Source organism: Pseudomonas sp. PSKL.D1 (assembly GCF_028898945.1).
Taxonomy (GTDB): domain Bacteria; phylum Pseudomonadota; class Gammaproteobacteria; order Pseudomonadales; family Pseudomonadaceae; genus Aquipseudomonas.
Genome location: NZ_CP118607.1, coordinates 5283069 through 5302794, shown reverse-complemented (window position 1 = coordinate 5302794; position 19726 = coordinate 5283069). Strand labels below are relative to the sequence as shown.

17 protein-coding genes are annotated in these 19726 nt (G+C 59.7%); 13 read left to right on the top strand and 4 right to left on the bottom strand.

Annotated features, from left to right (window positions below; genetic code table 11):
- Nucleotides 1-6: 6 nt before the first annotated feature.
- The 5 genes from rpsD to bfr all read left to right on the top strand — a co-directional run bounded on the left by rpsD (nt 7) and on the right by bfr (nt 4320).
- Nucleotides 7-627, top strand: coding sequence for a 30S ribosomal protein S4 (gene rpsD / locus PVV54_RS23775; protein ID WP_274907569.1), 621 nt, complete (start codon nt 7-9; stop codon nt 625-627).
- 22 nt (nt 628-649) lie between these two features.
- Nucleotides 650-1651, top strand: a complete 1002-nt coding sequence (locus PVV54_RS23770; RefSeq protein WP_003255452.1) for a DNA-directed RNA polymerase subunit alpha — start codon at nt 650-652, stop codon at nt 1649-1651.
- Between the two features lie 42 nt (nt 1652-1693).
- On the top strand, nt 1694-2080 hold the full coding sequence (gene rplQ / locus PVV54_RS23765) for a 50S ribosomal protein L17 (RefSeq protein ID WP_274907568.1): 387 nt from the start codon (nt 1694-1696) through the stop codon (nt 2078-2080).
- 172 nt (nt 2081-2252) lie between these two features.
- Nucleotides 2253-3692 (top strand): catalase, encoded by a 1440-nt coding sequence (locus PVV54_RS23760; RefSeq protein ID WP_274907567.1) that lies wholly within the window; start codon nt 2253-2255, stop codon nt 3690-3692.
- Between the two features lie 163 nt (nt 3693-3855).
- Nucleotides 3856-4320 carry a bacterioferritin gene (bfr, locus tag PVV54_RS23755; RefSeq protein WP_274907566.1) on the top strand — a complete coding sequence of 155 codons (465 nt, stop codon included), beginning with the start codon at nt 3856-3858 and terminating at the stop codon, nt 4318-4320.
- 68 nt (nt 4321-4388) lie between these two features.
- Here bfr and uvrA read toward each other — a convergent pair whose 3' ends face one another.
- On the bottom strand, nt 4389-7223 hold the full coding sequence (uvrA, locus tag PVV54_RS23750; protein ID WP_274907565.1) for an excinuclease ABC subunit UvrA: 2835 nt from the start codon (nt 7221-7223) through the stop codon (nt 4389-4391).
- Between the two features lie 129 nt (nt 7224-7352).
- Here uvrA and PVV54_RS23745 point away from each other — a divergent pair, with 129 nt between their 5' ends.
- On the top strand, nt 7353-8747 hold the full coding sequence (locus PVV54_RS23745; RefSeq protein ID WP_274907564.1) for an MFS transporter: 1395 nt from the start codon (nt 7353-7355) through the stop codon (nt 8745-8747).
- Between the two features lie 9 nt (nt 8748-8756).
- Nucleotides 8757-9308, top strand: a complete 552-nt coding sequence (locus PVV54_RS23740; protein WP_274907563.1) for a single-stranded DNA-binding protein — start codon at nt 8757-8759, stop codon at nt 9306-9308.
- A gap of 79 nt (nt 9309-9387) precedes the next feature.
- Here PVV54_RS23740 and PVV54_RS23735 read toward each other — a convergent pair whose 3' ends face one another.
- The 3 genes from PVV54_RS23735 to PVV54_RS23725 all read right to left on the bottom strand — a co-directional run bounded on the left by PVV54_RS23735 (nt 9388) and on the right by PVV54_RS23725 (nt 11871).
- A complete protein-coding gene (locus PVV54_RS23735; RefSeq protein ID WP_274907562.1) occupies nt 9388-9660 on the bottom strand; it encodes a DUF3077 domain-containing protein in 273 nt (90 codons plus the stop codon).
- Nucleotides 9657-9923, bottom strand: a complete 267-nt coding sequence (locus PVV54_RS23730) for a hypothetical protein (protein WP_274907561.1) — start codon at nt 9921-9923, stop codon at nt 9657-9659. Before PVV54_RS23730 ends, PVV54_RS23735 begins: the two co-directional genes overlap by 4 nt.
- Before the next feature lie 553 nt (nt 9924-10476).
- Entirely contained in the window at nt 10477-11871 is a 1395-nt protein-coding gene (locus tag PVV54_RS23725) for an aminotransferase-like domain-containing protein (protein WP_274907560.1), read from the bottom strand.
- Between the two features lie 425 nt (nt 11872-12296).
- Here PVV54_RS23725 and PVV54_RS23720 point away from each other — a divergent pair, with 425 nt between their 5' ends.
- From PVV54_RS23720 to PVV54_RS23695, 6 genes are all read left to right on the top strand, one after another.
- The gene (locus tag PVV54_RS23720) at nt 12297-13322 is read left to right on the top strand and encodes a TauD/TfdA family dioxygenase (protein WP_274907559.1); all 1026 of its coding nucleotides are present in this window, start codon (nt 12297-12299) and stop codon (nt 13320-13322) included.
- Between the two features lie 31 nt (nt 13323-13353).
- Nucleotides 13354-14139 (top strand): sulfite exporter TauE/SafE family protein, encoded by a 786-nt coding sequence (locus PVV54_RS23715; RefSeq protein WP_274907558.1) that lies wholly within the window; start codon nt 13354-13356, stop codon nt 14137-14139.
- A 24-nt stretch (nt 14140-14163) separates the two neighbouring features.
- The gene (locus PVV54_RS23710; RefSeq protein WP_274907557.1) at nt 14164-14925 is read left to right on the top strand and encodes an SDR family NAD(P)-dependent oxidoreductase; all 762 of its coding nucleotides are present in this window, start codon (nt 14164-14166) and stop codon (nt 14923-14925) included.
- Between the two features lie 128 nt (nt 14926-15053).
- Entirely contained in the window at nt 15054-18122 is a 3069-nt protein-coding gene (gene fdnG / locus PVV54_RS23705; RefSeq protein ID WP_274907556.1) for a formate dehydrogenase-N subunit alpha, read from the top strand.
- Nucleotides 18122-19072, top strand: coding sequence for a formate dehydrogenase subunit beta (fdxH, locus tag PVV54_RS23700; protein ID WP_274907555.1), 951 nt, complete (start codon nt 18122-18124; stop codon nt 19070-19072). The genes fdnG and fdxH overlap by 1 nt, the downstream gene beginning before the upstream one ends.
- The gene (locus PVV54_RS23695) at nt 19069-19725 is read left to right on the top strand and encodes a formate dehydrogenase subunit gamma (RefSeq protein WP_274907554.1); all 657 of its coding nucleotides are present in this window, start codon (nt 19069-19071) and stop codon (nt 19723-19725) included. Before fdxH ends, PVV54_RS23695 begins: the two co-directional genes overlap by 4 nt.
- Nucleotide 19726 lies beyond the last annotated feature (1 nt).

Sequence of the window (19726 nt, the reverse complement as noted above, 5' to 3'; positions counted from 1 at the left end):
AGAAGAATGGCACGTTACATTGGTCCAAAATGCAAACTGTCTCGTCGTGAAGGCACTGACCTGTTCCTGAAGAGCGGCGTTCGCGCTCTGGAATCGAAGTGCAACATCGAAGCAGCCCCAGGTATCCACGGCCAGCGCCGTGGCCGTCAGTCCGACTACGGTACCCAGCTGCGCGAGAAACAAAAAGTCCGTCGTATCTACGGTGTTCTGGAGCGTCAGTTCCGCGGTTACTACCAAGCTGCTGCCTCGAAAAAAGGCGCAACTGGTGAAAACCTGCTGCAACTGCTCGAGTGCCGTCTGGATAACGTCGTTTACCGTATGGGCTTCGGCTCGACTCGTTCCGAGTCCCGTCAGCTGGTTTCGCACAAAGCGATCAGCGTCAACGGTAAGACTGTAAACATTCCATCCTACCAAGTTCGTCCGGGTGACGTGGTCTCGGTTCGCGAGAAGTCGCTGAACCAGCTGCGCATTGTTCAAGCCCTTGAACTGTGCGCCCAGCGTGGCCGCGTTGAGTGGGTAGACGTAGATGCTGCTAAAAAGTCGGGCGTTTTCAAGAACGTTCCTGCTCGCGGCGACCTGTCTGCCGACATCAACGAAAACCTGATTGTCGAGCTCTACTCCAAGTAAGGGCTAGAAAATAGGTGCATCCATGCAGATTTCGGTAAATGAGTTCCTGACTCCTCGTCACATCGACGTGCAAGTAGTCAGTCCAACCCGCGCTAAAATCACGCTCGAGCCTCTCGAGCGTGGTTTCGGCCATACCCTGGGCAACGCGCTGCGCCGCATCCTGTTGTCCTCCATGCCTGGCTGTGCAGTAGTCGAGGCCGAGATCGATGGCGTACTCCATGAGTACTCCGCGATCGAAGGTGTACAGGAAGACGTAATTGAAATCCTGTTGAACCTGAAAGGCCTGGCTATCAAGCTGCACGGTCGTGACGAAGTTACGCTGACCTTGTCGAAGAAGGGTTCGGGGGTGGTTACCGCTGCCGATATTCAGCTGGATCACGATGTCGAGATCGTCAACCCCGATCACGTAATCGCGAACCTGGCGTCCAACGGCGCCCTGAACATGAAGCTCACCGTAGCTCGTGGTCGCGGTTACGAGCCGGCCGACTCCCGTCAAACCGACGAAGACGAAAGCCGTAGCATTGGCCGTCTGCAGCTGGACGCTTCGTTCAGCCCGGTGCGTCGTATCGCCTATGTGGTCGAGAACGCCCGTGTTGAACAGCGTACCAACCTGGACAAGCTGGTCATTGATCTGGAAACCAACGGCACCCTGGATCCTGAAGAGGCTATCCGCCGCGCTGCGACCATCCTGCAACAGCAGCTGGCCGCGTTCGTCGACCTCAAAGGTGACAGCGAGCCTGTCGTAGTCGAGCAGGAAGACGAGATCGATCCGATCCTGCTGCGCCCGGTTGACGACCTGGAACTGACTGTACGTTCGGCCAACTGCCTCAAGGCGGAGAACATCTACTACATCGGCGACCTGATTCAGCGTACCGAAGTAGAGTTGTTGAAGACTCCTAACCTGGGCAAGAAGTCCCTGACTGAAATCAAGGACGTCCTGGCCTCTCGTGGTCTGTCTCTCGGCATGCGCCTCGACAACTGGCCGCCTGCAAGTCTTAAGAAAGACGACAAGGCGACCGCCTGATCGTCGTAATCACCGAACGTAGTGTTTGGTAAGGAATGAATCATGCGTCATCGTAAAAGTGGACGTCACCTGAGCCGTACCAGCTCTCACCGCAAGGCTATGTTCCAGAACATGGCAGTGTCGTTGATCGAGCACGAGCTGATCAAAACCACCCTGCCGAAAGCCAAGGAACTGCGCCGCGTTGCCGAGCCGCTGATCACCCTGGCCAAGGAAGACAGCGTTGCTAACCGTCGTCTGGCCTTCGACCGTACCCGTTCGAAGTCCGCTGTTGGCAAACTGTTCAACGACCTGGGCAAGCGTTACGCCACCCGTCAGGGCGGCTACCTGCGCATCCTGAAGTGCGGTTTCCGCGCTGGCGACAACGCGCCTATGGCGTACGTCGAGCTGGTTGATCGTCCGGTCGTCGGTGCTGTAGAAGCTGCTGAGTAAGACGTTCTGTCTGCTACAAAGAACCGGGCCTAGTGCCCGGTTTTTTGTGTCTTCATGTATTGTTAATTTCTATTGATATAAGTCATGTAATGAATTTGTTATGAGGCAGGCGCTCCGCAATACTCCTTCTCAAGCCGTTTAGCCGGCAATTCAAGACCGATAAGGAGAGCCCATGAGCAAAATTCTTACCACCGCCAGCGGTGCACCTGTAGCCGACAACCAGAATTCCCGCTCCGCCGGCCCGCGTGGCCCGCTGTTGCTCGATGACTTCCACCTGATCGAAAAGCTGGCTCACTTCAATCGTGAAAATATCCCGGAACGTCGTGTTCACGCCAAGGGCTCCGGCGCGTTTGGCACTTTCACCGTTACCCGCGATATCACTGGTTATACAAAGGCCAAGCTGTTCGAAGAGGTTGGCAAGCAGACCGAGACCTTCCTGCGTTTCTCCACGGTGGGTGGCGAGCGCGGCTCAGCTGATACAGAGCGCGACCCACGTGGCTTCGCACTCAAGTTCTACACCGAGGAAGGCAACTGGGACATTGTGGGTAACAACACGCCTGTGTTCTTCATTCGCGACCCGCTGAAATTCCCGGACTTTATCCACACCCAGAAGCGCCACCCGCAAACCAACCTGAAAAACGCCCAGATGATGTGGGATTTCTGGTCGCACTCGCCTGAGGCGTTGCACCAGATCACCATCCTGTTCTCTGACCGTGGCATTCCGGATGGTTACCGCCACATGCATGGCTTTGGTAGCCACACCTACAGCCTGATCAGTGCCAGTGGTGAACGTACGTGGGTCAAGTGGCATTTCAAAACCCAGCAAGGCATCAAGAACCTGGCTCCAGCCGATGCAGCCCGTATTGCTGGCACCGACCCGGATTACGCACAACGCGATCTGTTTGAAGCCATTGAGCGCCAAGACTTCCCGCGCTGGACCGTTTGCATTCAGGTTATGAGCGAGGCTCAAGCTGCTAACAGGGACGAAAATCCCTTCGACGTCACCAAAACCTGGTCGCAGAAGGACTTCCCATTGATTGAAGTGGGTGTATTGGAACTCAACCGTAACCCGCTCAATTACTTCGCAGAAGTTGAACAAGCCACCTTCGGCCCAAGCAATATGGTCCCGGGGGTTGGCCTGTCACCTGACCGCATGCTGCAAGGCCGTGTGTTCGCTTACGCTGATGCGCACCGCTATCGCGTTGGCACCAACCATCAGCAACTGCCAGTCAACGCTCCACGCAGCCCTGTGAACAGCTACCAACGCGATGGCGCAATGGCCACTGGTGCTTACGGTAGCGCGCCTAACTACGAGCCCAATAGCTACGCAAACGCGCCCAAGCAGTCGCCACAGCACGCAGAGCCGGCGTTGGCCCTCAGTGGCTCGGCTGACCGCTACGATCACCGAGAAGACAACGATTACTACAGCCACGCCGGTGCGCTGTTCCGTTTGATGAGTGATGAACAGAAGGCACTGCTGATCAACAACATTGCCGGCACCATGGTGGGTGTGAGCGAAGACGTAGTTCAGCGTCAACTGCAGTACTTCTTCAAAGCCGACCCAGCCTACGGTGAGGGTATTGCCGAGGCATTGGGCATAAATCTCTGCTGAGTCGAAATGAGAAGTAGAACCGCCCTCATTAGGGCGGTTTTTCAATGAATATCACTACTGTTTAACCGATTTTTTACTTCTAATTGCGCGTTTTCCCGTGACCGCGAGTAAAAGCTGGTTCACACTATGTGCATTGAATGAGTTCACACGGAGAAGCAGGGCGATGCAAGGTCACCCGGACGTAATCAACTACCTCGTCACGTTGCTGAAGGGCGAACTGGCAGCACGCGACCAGTATTTCATCCACTCGCGCATGTACGAAGACTGGGGCTTGACCAAGCTCTATGAGCGTATCAACCACGAGATGGAAGAAGAGACCCAACACGCTGATGCCCTGATGCGTCGTATCCTTATGCTCGAAGGCACCCCCGACATGCGCGCGGATGACCTGGAAGTAGGCACGACAGTGCCGGAAATGATCGCGGCCGATCTCAAGCTCGAGTACAAGGTGCGCGCCGCCCTGTGCACAGGCATTGAGTTGTGCGAAAAGCACAAAGACTACATTAGCCGCGACGTGCTAAGGGCTCAGTTGGCCGATACCGAAGAAGATCACACCTACTGGCTGGAGAAGCAGCAAGGCCTGATCAAAGCCATCGGCCTGGAAAACTACCTGCAATCGCAGATGTAAGTTATCCACAGGCGAAAAAAAGCCCCTGGTGCCTTTGGTATCAGGGGCTTTTTTCGTGCTCAGGCCGATCAGGCCCGGTCACGTTCCAGCAGTGGCTTCAGGTAATGCCCTGTGTACGACTGTTTCATCTCACTCAACTCTTCCGGAGTACCACAAGCGATGATCTGGCCGCCCTTGGAGCCGCCTTCCGGCCCCAGGTCCACCAGCCAGTCCGCTGTCTTGATGACATCCAGATTGTGCTCGATCACCACAACGGTGTTGCCATGGTCACGCAGGCGATGCAATACATCCAGCAGCTGCTGGATGTCCGCAAAGTGCAGGCCCGTGGTCGGTTCGTCAAGAATGTATAGCGTCTTGCCGGTATCCCGCTTGGACAGTTCGCGCGACAGCTTGACCCGTTGCGCCTCGCCGCCCGACAACGTGGTCGCCGACTGCCCCAGCTTGATGTAGGACAAACCCACATCCATCAACGTCTGCAGCTTGCGCGCCAAGGCCGGTACCGCGTCGAAGAACTCGCGGGCATCCTCGATGGTCATTTCCAGCACCTCGTGGATGTTCTTGCCCTTGTACTTGATCTCCAGGGTTTCGCGGTTGTAACGCTTGCTCTTGCACACATCGCACGGCACGTAGATGTCCGGCAAAAAGTGCATCTCCACTTTGATCAGGCCATCGCCCTGGCATGCTTCACATCGGCCACCTTTGACGTTGAACGAAAAACGCCCTGGGCCATAGCCGCGTGAACGTGACTCCGGCACGCCAGAGAACAGCTCACGGATTGGCGTGAAGATGCCGGTATAGGTCGCAGGGTTTGACCGCGGAGTACGGCCAATCGGGCTCTGATCGATATCCACCACCTTATCAAGGTGCTGCAGGCCGTCCATGCTGCTGTGTGGTGCCGCTTCCAGGCTGCTTGCGCCATTGAGGGCAGTTGCTGCGAGGGGGAACAGGGTGTTGTTGATCAGGGTCGACTTGCCCGAGCCGGATACACCCGTCACGCAAGTCATCAACCCGACCGGGATTTCGAGGTCTACATTCTGCAGGTTGTTGCCGCGTGCACCCTTCAACTTGAGCTGTAGCTTCTTGTCGCGCGGCGTGCGTTTGGCAGGCACCACGATTTTCTTGCGCCCGGACAAGTATTTACCCGTGAGCGAGTCAGGGTGGCTCATGACCTCCTGCGGCGAACCTTCGGCAACAATCTGCCCGCCATGTACACCCGCGCCCGGGCCGATGTCGACGACGTAATCGGCCAGGCGGATAGCGTCTTCATCATGTTCGACCACGATTACCGTATTGCCCAGGTCACGCAAGTGATTGAGGGTGGCCAGCAGGCGGTCGTTGTCGCGTTGATGAAGACCGATGGACGGCTCATCGAGAATGTACATCACACCCACCAGGCCGGCACCGATCTGGCTGGCCAGGCGTATACGCTGTGCTTCACCGCCCGACAACGTGTCGGCACTGCGGTCGAGGGTCAGGTAGTCGAGGCCAACGTTGACCAAAAACTGCAAACGCTCGCAGATTTCCTTCAGGATCTTCGCCGCGATCTCACCCCGGCGGCCAGTCAGCGTCAGCCCGCCAAAGTAGTCGCTGGCTTCGCCGATTGGCAGGTTGGTTACCGCTGGCAGGGTCTTTTCGCCCACCCATACGTGGCGCGCTTCACGACGCAGGCGGGTGCCACGGCAGTCGGGGCATGGCTGCGTGCCCAGGAACTTGGCCAGCTCTTCGCGTACGGTGGCCGATTCGGTCTCGCGGTAGCGCCGCTCAAGGTTCGGCACAATCCCTTCGAAGGGGTGCGAACGCTTGACGATGTCGCCCCGGTCGTTGAGGTATTTAAAGTCGACGCTTTGTTTGCCACTGCCTTGCAGAATGACCTTCTGATGCTCCGGCGACAGTTCACCGAAGGGCTCCTCAAGGCTGAAACCGTAATGCGCGGCCAGTGAGCCAAGCATCTGGAAGTAATAAACGTTGCGCCGGTCCCAGCCGCGTATCGCACCTTCCGCCAGTGTCAGCTCACTGTTGACCAGGCGCTTGGTGTCGAAGAACTGCTTCACCCCCAGGCCATCGCAGGTCGGGCAGGCGCCGGCCGGGTTGTTGAAGGAGAACAGCTTGGGCTCCAGCTCGCTGATGGCGTGGCCGCACACCGGGCAGGCGAAGCGCGCGGAGAAAATCATCTCTTCGCCTTCTTCGTCGTCCATCGGTGCCACCAAGGCAATACCGTCAGCCAGTTTCAACGCTGTCTCAAATGATTCAGCCAAGCGTTGCTGCAGGTCGGCACGCACCTTGAAGCGGTCTACCACCACATCGATGCTGTGTTTCTTCTGCTTGTCCAGCTTGGGCAGTTCATCCAGCTCATACAGCTTGCCGTTGACCCGGGCGCGCACGAAGCCTTGAGCCCGCAACTCGTCGAACACGGCCAGGTGTTCACCCTTGCGCTCGCGCACCACCGGGGCCAGCAGCATCAGCTTGCTGCCTTCGGGGCGCTCCAGCACAAGGTCGACCATCTGGCTGATCGTTTGCGCTTCCAGCGGAATGTCGTGGTCCGGGCAGCGTGGCGTGCCTACGCGGGCATACAGCAAACGCAGGTAGTCGTAGATCTCGGTGATCGTGCCGACGGTCGAGCGTGGGTTATGCGAAGTCGACTTCTGTTCGATGGAGATGGCCGGCGACAAACCCTCGATGGTGTCGACGTCGGGCTTTTCCATCATCGACAAAAACTGCCGGGCATAGGCCGACAGCGATTCCACGTAGCGCCGCTGGCCTTCGGCGTACAGCGTGTCGAATGCCAGGGATGACTTGCCGGACCCGGACAGGCCGGTGATCACGATCAGCTTGTCGCGCGGCAGGGTCAGGTCGATGTTCTTCAGGTTGTGGGTACGTGCCCCACGAATCAGGATCTTGTCCACTGCGGCCTCGCTCGGCGGGCATAAACAAGGGAGTATACGGCGCCCCGCCAGTACGCGGCAAAGCGTCACGTATATGCCGTCACGCCGTGGGACTGATAGAATCGCCGCCGGTTCACACGAGGTTAATCCATGCACGACACCCACAACGAACGCATGAGTGGCAGCGAAACCCGCGCCGCAGGCGGCCTGGCCCTGGTCTTTGCCTTTCGTATGCTGGGCATGTTCATGGTGTTGCCGGTGCTGGCCACTTACGGCATGGACCTGGCCGGTGCCACCCCTGCGCTGATTGGCCTCGCCATTGGCGCCTATGGCCTGACCCAGGCCGTGTTGCAGATCCCGTTCGGGATGGTTTCCGACCGCATCGGGCGCCGCCCGGTGATTTACCTGGGGCTGATCGTCTTTGCCTTGGGCAGCATCCTGGCGGCGCAGGCCGACTCCATCTGGGGCGTGATCGCCGGGCGAATTCTGCAGGGCGCCGGGGCGATTTCCGCTGCGGTCATGGCCTTGTTGTCCGACCTTACCCGCGAGCAGCACCGCACCAAGGCCATGGCCATGATCGGCATGAGCATCGGCCTGTCGTTTGCCGTGGCAATGGTCGTCGGCCCGCTACTCACAAGTGCCTTTGGTTTGTCAGGATTGTTCCTCGCCACTGCAGGCCTTGCCCTGGTTGGTATCCTGCTGATCGCCTTCGTGGTGCCCAACACTCACACGACGCTGCAGCACCGCGAGTCGGGTGTGGCGCGCCAGGCCCTCGGCCCGACCCTGCGCCATCCGGACCTTCTGCGCCTGGACGTAGGCATATTTGTGCTTCACGCCATCCTCATGGCCAGCTTCGTGGCCTTGCCGCTGGCCTTTGTCGAGCGTGGCGGCCTGCCGAAGGAGCAGCACTGGTGGGTATACCTGACCGCGCTGTTCATCTCATTTTTTGCAATGGTCCCGTTCATCATCTACGGCGAAAAAAAGCGCAAGATGAAACGCGTGCTGGCTGGCGCAGTCAGTGTGTTGCTGCTCACAGAGATATACTTCTGGGAGTGGGCTGACGGTTTGCGCGGACTCGTGATTGGCACCGTGGTATTCTTTACCGCATTCAACCTGTTGGAGGCCTCGCTGCCTTCGCTGGTGAGCAAGGTGTCACCTGCAGGTGGCAAAGGGACGGCGATGGGGGTGTATTCCACCAGCCAGTTCCTTGGCGCTGCATTGGGTGGCATCCTCGGCGGCTGGTTGTTCCAGCATGGCGGGCTGAACACGGTGTTTCTCGGTTGCGCGGTGCTGTGTGCCATCTGGCTGGTTGTGGCCTTGCGCATGAACGAGCCGCCGTATGTGACCAGCTTGCGCATGCCGCTGACGCCTGAGGCAGTCCGGGAAGCCGGCCTGACCGAACGCCTGATGGCTGTGCCGGGTGTGACCGACGCTGTGGTGGTGGCAGAAGAGGCCGCCATCTATATCAAACTGGATACGAAAATTTTGGACCGTGCGACCCTCGAGCGACTGGTAAACCCAGCCTCTTCGGCGTGCGAAGCCTAGGAGAACGTTATGGCCCGTGGGGTTAACAAAGTCATTCTGGTCGGCACCTGCGGCCAGGATCCCGAAGTCCGCTACCTGCCCAACGGTAACGCCGTGACCAACCTGAGCCTGGCAACCAGCGAGCAGTGGACCGACAAGCAGTCTGGCCAGAAGGTCGAGCGTACCGAGTGGCACCGTGTGTCGCTGTTCGGCAAGGTTGCCGAAATTGCCGGCGAGTACCTGCGCAAAGGTTCGCAGTGCTACATCGAAGGCAAGCTGCAGACCCGCGAGTGGGAAAAAGACGGCATCAAGCGCTACACCACTGAAATCATTGTCGACATCAACGGCACCATGCAACTGCTCGGCGGCCGTCCGCAGGGTCAGCAGCAGGGCGGTGATCCGTACAATCAGGGTGGTGGCAACTACAACCAAGGTGGTGGTGGCCAGCAGCAGTACAACCAGGCTCCGCCACGCCAGCAGGCCCAGCGCCCGCAACAGGCCCCGCAGCGCCCGGCGCCACAGCAGCCTGCACCGCAGCCGGCGGCTGACTTTGACAGCTTTGATGACGATATTCCGTTCTGATAAGAGCGGTTCGGCGTTGTGCTAAAGCAAAAGCCCAGGTCCATGACCTGGGCTTTTTTGTGGGTGACACCGCGGCAGGTCAGTGCAGCCTGTTCTTCGCCATTTCGATATCGTTCATCAAGGCTTTGGCCAGCGCACTCAGGTAGTCTGCTGCGCCCAGCAGCTTATGGTCATCCTCCATATCGCCCTCCCGGACAAGATGTTTGATGTAGCCAAGTAGCACTGAAACCTGCTCATAGGCGTCATCCACTGGGATGCCTGGCTGAACGCGGAACAGGCCCACAGCTGGGCTGCCCACCTCTACAAACGTTTCTACGCCTGCGGTGACGATGACCGTGCGTTCGTTGTTCATGGCCTGGCCTCCGTGTTCAGCCGGGCCAGCGCGTGCTCAGCCAATGCCCGCGCTGAATCTGCCGCATGGGCGGCATTGGTCAGCATGTTCAGGCCAGGTTCTCCGGCATGGATGCGGCAGTGCTCATCGATGGTCTCGGAGACGCCGCGGATTAGTTCGCAGGCGTGGGCCAAGGCGTCGGCTGGGGGGATATCGCTGTGGATGGAGAAGAAAGGGGTGTTGAGCAGTTTGTGGCGGGGTGGGTCGGGTACGAGCTTTTTCATGGCGTAATTCCGTTCTCAATAGAAGGAGCAGCCACCTGAATCTTTCTCACGGATTTAGGGTGGCGGCCGTACGTGGGGTGAGAAACCGAGGAGAATTACGCCAAAGACTCGGCCAGGCCGAAGCCTGCCCACGTAGGGCCACCATGAAGGAGCTGCGTAAAGTCTCATGCGGGTTCTCACACCCGGTCGCCGAAACGACCCGAGAACCTTATCCCTGAGGCATTTTCCCGACAACAGCGATACTTCAGCAGCGCGCGTAGGATAATTCCTAACAGCACTTTTTCTGAAGTATTTGGTTTCAAGTTCGGATTAATCCTACGTCCGCAGACGACAGACGCGTAGGTGTGGGAGCGGCCTTGTGTCGCGAAAGGGCTGCGTAGCAGCCCCAGAATTTCAGCTTTGCAGCCAATATTGCTGGGGCTGCTACGCAGCCCTTTCGCGACACAAGGCCGCTCCCACAGGGATTGCGCATGCCTTGAGGTGAGCACTGAACCTGTGGGGCAGCACAAGACAGTTGTTCCCACCCGGTTCTGTATTGCCTGGGCTATCTGGATCAGTAAAAAAGCCGAGGCTCCGGCGAGTCCAGCAAACTCGCCAACTTGGTCAACGCAAACCCCAACTCCGCCCGACTCGGCGACATCAGTGCAATCCGCACCCCACAACTGGCAGTGCTGCGCTCGGGCAGGAACTGGCTGCCACTCACCACCGTAACGCCATTGTTGCGCGCCAGGTTGGCGAACTCGTCACTGGTCCATGGCTCGGGCAACTCCAGCCAGATATGAAAGCTGTTGGGCTGGCTGCGGATCTGGTACTTGCCCAGAATTTCCCGCGCCATCTGCTGGCGCACAGCCGCTTCGTCCTGTTGCACTTTGACCAGTTGATCGGCCATCCCGCTGTTGATCAGGTTGCTGGCCAACTGTGCCATCAATGGCGACGGCATCCATACGCTGCTGCGCACCATCGACGACAACCGTGACAGGGTTTGCGGTGGGGCGTACAGGTAACCGATGCGCAGCGCTGGCAGCACGCTCTTGGACAAGCTGGTCAGGTAAACCGAACGCTCCGGCGCGTAAGCCGCCAGCGGTTTGTAGCCCGGCGCGGGCTCCAGGAAGCCGTAGATATCGTCATCAACGATGAACAGGTCGAATTCCCGAGCGATTTCAGCGATTGCCTCGCGGCGCGCGTGGGGCATGATCGAGTTGGTCGGGTTCTGGTGCGTGGTCACACATACCAGCAGGGAAGGGCGGTGTTCCAGGCAGGCCGCGCGCAGTGCTTCGGGAATCAGACCGTATTCGTCCATGGCCACGCCGCGCAAACGGCGCCCCATGCTGTGGGCCAGCGAAATGATGCCGGGGTAGCAGAACGATTCGCACAACACCACGTCATCGCTTTTCGACAGGCTGCTAATGGCCACCAGCAAGCCATGTTGCGCACCTGAAGTCAGCACCACTTGCTGCCAACGGGCCTCGGGCAACCAGCGCTGGATCCAGGCAGCACCCGCTTGCTTGTGGGTTGCGTGCCCACCCTCGGTCACATAGTCGAGCACCTGTGCCAGGTCCGGCGATGCGGCAAGCTCATTGATTGCACCGCGCAACCACTCGGTCATGTGGGCGTCATTCGGCTTGATGATCGAAAGGTCGATCTGGCTGCTTTCACTTTTGGCCGATGTGGATACGAGCGGGGCTGCAGGGGCAGGGGGCGGCGACTGGCGCTGTTGCCGCACGAAGGTTCCACGGCCTACCTCGCCGACCACCAGGCCTCTTTTAGCTGCTTCGTCATAGGCGCGGCCAATGGTGCCGGGCGTTACGTTCAACGCCTCGGCCAGGTCCTTGAGGGTTGGCAGACGGTCGCCCGCCGTCAGTCGGCCGCCGCCGATGTCCTGTTCAAGCGCATCGGCAATCATCAGGTAGACCGGCTGCGCCAGGTCGCTGTAGTGAGGAACCCACATGGAAATGGCACCAGATTCTGCAAGAGCGCGGAAGCCTAACACGAAAGGTCTGATAGAGGTAATTGAGTTTTCCTACGGTCAAATTACATCGATTGATACGTTTTCGGGTTGTTGCGTGATGATGACGGCTGGCCTTGTACAGGCGCTGAGGGTGCTCGTTATCTGAGCAAAGAAATTGTTCGACTGAGAAATCATTTGAAATCAATGAGTTGATTGAGTCGATTCAATGTTGATGGTAATTGGCCACAAAAATAGATTGAATCGACGTTATCGGTGTAATTACAATGATTGCGTCGATGCAATGCGCAAGCACTGCCCATCGCCCAGCTGTGAACGGTTTCATACAAATACAACGTCTGCCGCCTCTGCCCGGCCCAGCACGACACTGCACAGCCCCAAGCTCGTTCAATGGAATAGCACCCGAAATGGAAAGCGCACACCTGCAACACGCAGCCGAGCCTCAGACTTCACTGGAAATCCGCCTGCCCTGGGTTGTATCCAGTGCCTGGCAAACCTTGCTGAACAACACCCCTCTCGATTTCGAAACCAGCAAGGAGTTGTATCCGCAACTCAAGGAGCAAGCGCAGGAGGTTCTGGGCAAAACGCTGTGCCAGCAGATCCACGGCTTCGTCGAGAACCCGCAACTGGCCAGCATGATCGTGCGCAACTGCCCCCGGGATCGCGAGATACCGCCAACGCCCTATTCAGGTGTACTCAGCCCGCGCAGCACACCGATAGCCTGCCTCGTCAGCCTCACCATGCAGAGCCTTATGGGCATACACCCGGTGGTGTACGAGGGTGAGAACGATGGGCGCTTGTTCCGTCATGTCATCCCCGCCCGTACCTCGTCCAGCCACAAGAGCTCCCACGGTTCGCGGCTGCGGTTTTCCTACCACGTAGACAACCCGGACTTGCCGTTGTCGAGCGAACCCGTTGGCGCGATGTCGTGCTGCCCAGAATACCTCTCGTTCTTCGGCATGCGCTGCGACCCCCGTATCAGTACCACGCTGGTCAACCTGGACGCGGTCGTGGCGGCATTGCCGATGGCGACCGTTCGTGAGCTGTACCTGCCTCAGTTCGGGATTCGCCGCCCCGACTCTTTCACCGGTAACCGACGTTGCACCGCCGAGTTGCCGGTGCTGGTTCGTGGCCGCGCCGGTGAGTGGCTGTGCCGTTTCGACAGCGAGAACACCCACGGGCTGAACCTGCGCGCCGAGCAGGCGCTGGCGACCTTGCGCAGCCTGCTGGAAACCCGCCGCTTCGACGAGCCGCACCTGCTGCTGCCGGGCGATTTCATGGTCTTCAAGAACCAGCGCGTGCTGCATGCCCGCGATGGTTTCGAACCCCAGAACGACGGCGCCGACCGGTGGCTGCTACGCCTGTTCTCGGTCAACGACCTGAGCCGCGTGCATTTCGCCCGGGCGGACCACCTTTACGAAGTTCTCTCCTGACCTCTTTGAAAGACTCAATGGAATCATTGCTATGGAATTGTTAGGCGCTTTTTGGGCGGAACACTGGTTGCTGGCCATCCTGTTGCTGGGTGCCATCGCCTTCATCGCAGGCTTTGTGGACAGCATTGCCGGCGGCGGGGGTTTGTTCCTGGTGCCCGGCTTCCTGGTGGTGGGCATGCCGCCACAGGTAGCCCTTGGGCAAGAAAAACTGGTCAGCACGCTGGGTACGCTGGCCGCCATCCGCAACTTCCTGGCCAACAGCAAGATGGTCTGGAAAGTGGCTTTGATGGGCGTCCCGTTTTCGCTGCTCGGCGCCTATCTGGGCGCACACCTGATCGTGTCTATCTCGCAGGAGACAGTGGGCAAGATAATTCTCGCGCTGATCCCGTTCGGCATCCTGATCTTCCTCACCCCCAAAGACCGCCCCGTGGAAGAGCGCGAACTGTCTCCACGCATGCTTTACACCGTGGTACCGCTGACCTGCCTGGCCATCGGCTTTTATGACGGCTTCTTTGGCCCCGGTACGGGCAGCATGTTCATCATCGCGTTCCATTACCTGCTGCGCATGGACCTGGTCTCCAGCTCGGCCAACTCCAAAACCTTCAACTTCGCCTCGAACATCGGTGCGCTGGTGGCCTTCATCATGGCCGGCAAGGTTTTGTACCTGCTGGCCTTGCCGCTGGTGGCTTGCAACATCCTCGGTAACCACATGGGCAGCGCCCTGGCACTGCGCAAGGGCAACGAGGTGGTTCGCAAGGCCTTGGTGTTCTCGATGCTGTGCCTGTTCACCAGCCTGGGCGTGAAGTACCTGGCCTGACATTTCCACAAGGGAGACAACCTGATGAAAACTGCATTCGTAACCGGCGCCTCTTCCGGCTTTGGGCGCGCCATTTGCCAACGCCTGGTCGCCAATGGCTACCGTGTGATCGGCGGCGCCCGACGCATGGAAAAATTGCAGGCGCTTGAGCGTGAACTGGGTGACAACTTCATCCCGCTGGCGCTGGACGTAACCGATGTTAATTCGATCAATGCCGCAGTGGCGCAAATCACTGAAGCTGCTCCGGGTATCGACCTGCTGGTGAACAACGCAGGGTTGGCACTGGGTGTGGAGCGGGCTCAGGTCAGCAGCGCTGAAAACTGGCAGCGCATGATCGACACCAACATCACTGGCCTGGCCATGGTCACCCATGCGGTGCTGCCGCAGATGGTAAAGGCCGACAGCGGCATGATCATAAACATCGGCTCCATCGCCGGGACTTACCCTTATCCCGGTGGCAACGTGTACGGCGCCAGCAAGGCCTTCGTGCGCCAATTCAGCCTGAACCTGCGCGCCGACCTGGCCGGCACCCGCGTGCGTGTTAGCAACATTGAGCCGGGTTTGTGCTCCGGCACGGACTTTTCCGTAGTGCGCCTGAACGGCGACATGGCTGCAGTCGATGCACTGTACCGTGACGTACAGGCGATCCTGCCCGAAGACATCGCGGCCACCGTTGCCTGGATTGCGGAGCAGCCGGCCCACGTGAACATCAATACCATCGAGATCATGCCTGTTGCGCAGACTAGCGCGGCATTGAATGTGGTGCGCGACCTGCCTGCGTGCTGATCGGGGTCAATCGCACTTTCCCCATTCTTGACTAGTCTTAACAGTTGGCGGCATCACTTTGCCGCCACCGTGATGACCCGAGGCGCCGGCAATGTCCCGCGCGCCCGAAACCTGATCAGGAGTGCACGATGGACCTCAACCGTCGGCAGTTCTTCAAGGTCGCCGCTGTCGGCCTTGGAGGCTCGAGCCTGGCGGCGTTGGGCATGGCCCCGACGCCGGCGTTCGCCGAGCAGGTGCGTCATTTCAAGCTGGCGCACACCAAAGAAGCCCGTAACACTTGCCCCTACTGTTCGGTCGGCTGTGGCCTGATCCTGTACAGCCAGGGCGATGCGGGCAAAAACGTCAAACAGAACATCATCCACATCGAAGGCGACGCCGATCACCCGGTCAACCGCGGCACGCTGTGCCCGAAAGGCGCGGGCCTGCTCGACTTTATCCACAGCCCTAGCCGCCTCAAATACCCTGAAGTGCGCAAGCCGGGCAGCAAGGAGTGGGTGCAAGTGGGCTGGGACGAGGCGCTCGATCGCGTTGCCGACTTGATGAAACAGGACCGGGACGCCAACTTCATCGAGAAGAACGCTCAAGGGCAAACCGTCAATCGTTGGCTCACCACCGGTTTTCTGGCTGCATCCGCCGCCTCCAGCGAGGCCGGCTACCTGACTCACAAGGTCATCCGCGCAACTGGCATGCTGGGGTTCGATAACCAGGCACGTGTCTGACACGGCCCGACGGTGGCAAGTCTTGCCCCGACGTACGGCCGTGGCGCCATGACCAACCACTGGTCCGATATCGCCAACGCGAATCTGGTCCTGGTGATGGGTGGCAACGCAGCAGAAGCGCATCCGTGCGGCTTCAAATGGGTGACCGAGGCCAAGGCGCACAACCAGGCGCGGCTGATCGTGGTCGACCCGCGGTTTACCCGTACCGCCTCGGTGGCGGACTACTACGCACCGATCCGTACCGGTACCGACATCGCGTTCATGGGCGGGTTGATCAACTACCTGCTGAGCAACGACAAGATCCAGCACGAGTACGTGCGCAACTACACCGACGTGTCGTTCATCGTCAAAGAAAGCTATGGCTTCGAGGATGGGCTGTTCAGCGGCTACGACGAGGCCAAGCGGGTGTACGCCGACAAGTCCGGTTGGGGGTACGAACTGGGCGAGGACGGGTTTGCCAAGGTCGACCCGACGCTGCAGCACCCACGTTGCGTGTATCAGTTGATGAAGCAGCACTACAGCCGCTACACCCCGGAAATCGCCAGCATGACGTGCGGTATGCCGCAGGACGCCATGATGAAGGTGTGGGAAGAGATCGCCACTTGCTCGGTGCCGGGCAAGACCATGACGATCCTGTACGCGCTTGGCTGGACGCAGCATTCCATTGGCGCGCAGATCATCCGCAGTGCGGCAATGGTGCAGCTGCTGCTGGGCAACGTCGGCATGCCGGGTGGCGGAGTCAATGCCTTGCGCGGGCACTCCAATATCCAGGGGCTGACGGACCTGGGCCTGCTTTCCAACTCGTTGCCGGGCTACCTGACATTGGCCGGCGATGCCGAGCAGGACTACGCCGCGTACATTGACAAGCGTGCCTCCAAGCCGCTGCGCCCGGGCCAGCTCTCGTACTGGCAAAACTACGGCAAGTTCCACGTCAGCCTGATGAAAGCTTGGTACGGCGCCAATGCCACTGCTGAAAACAACTGGGGCTACGACTGGTTGCCCAAGCTCGATGTACCGGCATACGACGTGCTGCGCATGTTCGAAATGATGGGCCAGGGCAAGGTCAACGGTTACCTCTGCCAAGGCTTCAACCCCATCGCCGCGCTGCCGGACAAAAACCGTGTCACCGCAGCGCTTGGCAAGCTGAAGTGGCTGGTGATCATGGACCCGCTGGCCACCGAAACCTCCGAGTTCTGGCGCAATGCCGGGCCATTCAACGACGTCGACACGGCCAACATCCAGACCGAGGTCATCCGCCTGCCCACCACTTGCTTCGCGGAAGAGGATGGCTCGCTGGTGAACAGCAGCCGTTGGTTGCAATGGCACTGGAAAGGTGCCGACGGCCCGGGGGAAACCCGCACCGACGTGCACATCATGAGCGAGCTGTTCTTGCGCCTGCGTCATCGTTACCAGGCCGAGGGCGGTGCGTACCCAGATGCCATCATGAACATCAACTGGCCCTACAAGGTGCCCGAGGAGCCGTCCCCCGAGGAACTGGCCAAGGAGATGAACGGCTGGGCGGTCGCCGACGTCACCGACGCCACCGGCGCAACGCTCAAGGCGGGGCAGCAATTGGCAGGCTTTGCCCAGCTCAAGGACGATGGCAGCACCGCGTCCGGCTGCTGGATATTCGCCGGCTGCTGGACCGAGCAGGGCAACCAGATGGCCCGGCGCGATAACAGCGACCCGTACGGCATGCACCAGGTTCAGAACTGGGCCTGGGCGTGGCCGGCCAACCGCCGCATCCTCTACAACCGCGCCTCCAGCGACCCGCAGGGCAAGCCGTGGGACCCGGAGAAGAAGCGCCTGGTGTGGTGGAACGGCAAGGCCTGGACCGGCACCGATGTGCCCGACTTCAAGGCTGATTCGCCACCGGAAGCGGGCATGAACCCGTTCATCATGAACCCCGAGGGCGTGGCGCGGTTCTTCGCCATCGACAAGATGGCCGAGGGCCCGTTCCCTGAGCATTACGAGCCGTTCGAAACGCCCATCGGCATCAACCCGCTGCACCCGCAGAACAAGAAAGTGGTCAGTAACCCGGCGGGCCGTGTGTTCGACTCGGTGTGGGCAACCCTCGGCACGCATGACGAGTTCCCCCACGCCGCGACCACCTACCGGCTAACCGAGCATTTCCACTTCTGGAGCAAACATTGCCCGCTCAATGCCATCGTGCAGCCCGAGCAGTTTGTCGAGATCGGCGAAGTGTTGGCCAACGAGAAAGGCATCAAGGCGGGGGACCGGGTGCGGGTGTCGAGCAAGCGCGGGTTCATCGACGCGGTGGCGGTGGTGACGAAGCGTATTCGCCCGCTGCAGGTCAACAACCAGACCGTGCACCAGATCGGTATCCCGTTGCACTGGGGCTTCACCGGGGCCACCCGGCACGGCTACCTGACCAACACGCTGGTGCCGTTCCTGGGTGATGGCAATACGCAGACGCCGGAGTCCAAGTCGTTCCTCGTCAAAGTGGAGAAAATCTGATGGCCAGCCAAGACATCATTGCCCGCTCGGCCACCACCACCGTACCGCCTTCGGTACGCCAGCAGCAGGAAGTCGCCAAGCTGATCGACACCACCAAGTGCATCGGCTGCAAGGCTTGCCAGGTGGCGTGCTCGGAGTGGAACGAACTGCGTGACGAGGTTGGCCACAACCATGGCACCTACGACAACCCCCAGGACCTGTCGGCAGAAACCTGGACCTTGATGCGCTTTACCGAGCACGAGCGCGACGATGGCAACCTGGAGTGGCTGATCCGCAAGGACGGCTGCATGCATTGTGCAGACCCGGGCTGCCTGAAGGCCTGCCCGAGCCCGGGGGCGATCATCAAGCACGCCAACGGTATCGTCGACTTCAACCAGGACCATTGCATCGGCTGCGGCTACTGCATCACCGGTTGCCCGTTCAATATCCCGCGCATCTCGCAAAAAGACCACAAGGCCTACAAGTGCACCTTGTGTTCCGACCGCGTGACGGTGGGCCTGGAGCCGGCCTGCGTGAAAACCTGCCCGACCGGGGCAATCGTGTTTGGTAGCAAGGACGAGATGAAGGTGCATGCCGCCGAGCGCATCGTCGACCTCAAGTCCCGCGGTTACGACAATGCCGGCCTGTACGACCCGGACGGCGTTGGCGGTACCCATGTGATGTATGTGCTGCACCACGCCGACACGCCCCGGTTGTATGCAGGCCTGCCGGACCAGCCGGTGATCAGCCCGTTGGTTGGGCTGTGGAAGGGCTTCACCAAACCGCTGGCGCTGCTGGCCATGGGCGCGGCGGTGCTGGCCGGGTTCTTCCATTACGTGCGGGTTGGCCCGCAGCGGGTTGAAGAAGATGAACACCCCGCGGCACCCGACGACAGCGTGCACCAGGTAGACCCTGCGGTGCATGTGTATGACCCGAACCGGCCCGGTGGGCAAGGGGAGCAGCGGCCATGAAAGATGACAAGCCTATCCTGCGTTACAACGCCAACGAGCGCACCAACCACTGGATCGTCGCCATTCTGTTCGTAACGGCAGGGTTGAGTGGGCTGGCGCTGTTTCACCCGGCGCTGTTCTGGCTCAGCCACTTGTTCGGCGGCGGCCCGTGGACGCGCATTCTGCATCCGTTTCTGGGTGTGGCAATGTTCGTGTTCTTCGTTGGCCTGGTGGTGCGCTTTTGGCGCGCCAACTTCATCACCGCCAACGACCGCTTGTGGTTGCGCCGGGTCGACCGGGTGATGCTCAACAAGGAGGAGGGCGTGCCACCGATCGGCAAATACAACGCCGGGCAAAAGCTACTGTTCTGGACCTTGCTGGCGTGCATGCTGGTGCTGTTGGTGAGTGGCGTCGTGATCTGGCGTGCGTATTTCAGCCATTATTTCGATATTGGTGCCATACGCCTGGCCACATTGCTGCACGCCTTCGCTGCATTCGTGCTGATCCTCAGCATCATTGTGCACATCTACGCGGGCATCTGGATCAAAGGCTCGGTCGGCGCCATGTTGCATGGCTGGGTCAGCCGTGCCTGGGCGCGCAAGCACCATGAACTGTGGTATCGCGAAGTGACCGGCGACAAGCCGCCACACAATCAGGGACGTAAGGAAGGGTGAG

Excerpts from the sequence above, each read along its gene's own strand:
- rpsD (WP_274907569.1), top strand. The coding sequence starts at position 7 with ATGGCACGTTACATTGGTCCAAAATGCAAACTGTCTCGTCGTGAAGGC.
- PVV54_RS23770 (WP_003255452.1), top strand. The coding sequence starts at position 650 with ATGCAGATTTCGGTAAATGAGTTCCTGACTCCTCGTCACATCGACGTG.
- rplQ (WP_274907568.1), top strand. The coding sequence starts at position 1,694 with ATGCGTCATCGTAAAAGTGGACGTCACCTGAGCCGTACCAGCTCTCAC.
- PVV54_RS23760 (WP_274907567.1), top strand. The coding sequence starts at position 2,253 with ATGAGCAAAATTCTTACCACCGCCAGCGGTGCACCTGTAGCCGACAAC.
- bfr (WP_274907566.1), top strand. The coding sequence starts at position 3,856 with ATGCAAGGTCACCCGGACGTAATCAACTACCTCGTCACGTTGCTGAAG.
- PVV54_RS23745 (WP_274907564.1), top strand. The coding sequence starts at position 7,353 with ATGCACGACACCCACAACGAACGCATGAGTGGCAGCGAAACCCGCGCC.
- PVV54_RS23740 (WP_274907563.1), top strand. The coding sequence starts at position 8,757 with ATGGCCCGTGGGGTTAACAAAGTCATTCTGGTCGGCACCTGCGGCCAG.
- PVV54_RS23735 (WP_274907562.1), bottom strand. The coding sequence starts at position 9,660 with ATGAACAACGAACGCACGGTCATCGTCACCGCAGGCGTAGAAACGTTT.
- PVV54_RS23730 (WP_274907561.1), bottom strand. The coding sequence starts at position 9,923 with ATGAAAAAGCTCGTACCCGACCCACCCCGCCACAAACTGCTCAACACC.
- PVV54_RS23725 (WP_274907560.1), bottom strand. The coding sequence starts at position 11,871 with ATGTGGGTTCCTCACTACAGCGACCTGGCGCAGCCGGTCTACCTGATG.
- PVV54_RS23720 (WP_274907559.1), top strand. The coding sequence starts at position 12,297 with ATGGAAAGCGCACACCTGCAACACGCAGCCGAGCCTCAGACTTCACTG.
- PVV54_RS23715 (WP_274907558.1), top strand. The coding sequence starts at position 13,354 with ATGGAATTGTTAGGCGCTTTTTGGGCGGAACACTGGTTGCTGGCCATC.
- PVV54_RS23710 (WP_274907557.1), top strand. The coding sequence starts at position 14,164 with ATGAAAACTGCATTCGTAACCGGCGCCTCTTCCGGCTTTGGGCGCGCC.
- fdxH (WP_274907555.1), top strand. The coding sequence starts at position 18,122 with ATGGCCAGCCAAGACATCATTGCCCGCTCGGCCACCACCACCGTACCG.
- PVV54_RS23695 (WP_274907554.1), top strand. The coding sequence starts at position 19,069 with ATGAAAGATGACAAGCCTATCCTGCGTTACAACGCCAACGAGCGCACC.